Origin of the sequence: Anaerotignum faecicola (assembly GCA_024460105.1) — a bacterium.
Lineage (GTDB): Bacteria > Bacillota > Clostridia > Lachnospirales > Anaerotignaceae > JANFXS01.
Genome location: JANFXS010000334.1, coordinates 1 through 436, shown reverse-complemented (window position 1 = coordinate 436; position 436 = coordinate 1). Strand labels below are relative to the sequence as shown.

1 protein-coding gene is annotated in these 436 nt (G+C 47.2%); it reads right to left on the bottom strand.

All coding sequences use genetic code 11. The features are described from left to right. On the bottom strand, window positions 1–436 hold a 436-nt coding region (locus NE664_14245; GenBank protein ID MCQ4727796.1), incomplete at both ends, for an ABC transporter substrate-binding protein.

Sequence of the window (436 nt, the reverse complement as noted above, 5' to 3'; positions counted from 1 at the left end):
CTTCTTTGGAGACCATAAAATCGATAAATGCAGCCGCTTTGTCCTGGTTCTTGCACGCGGTGGTGATACAGGTCATCATGCCGTTTTTTCCCTGTTTGTTCAGTCCTCTTGCGCCACTCGGCCCTTCCGGAGGAAGTCCGTAGCTAATGGAAGCATCGGGATACAGTTCTTTTACGCTGTTTTCATGACGCGTTACGTGGCGGAACAGAGGTGCAAGCATGGCTCCGCTCTTTCCCTGATAGAATTTCTCTTCCTTCTTCGACTGGTCATTCAGCATCAGTTCCGGATCAACTACCTTCGAATCCCACAAATCCTTGATATAATGCATGGCAGGAATGAAGGATGGATCTTCAAAAAATGGAATGATCTCTCCGTTTTCATTCAGAGAATAATCGGCATATGGAAGGCCGTAGGCGAAAAATACCCAGTCAAACGG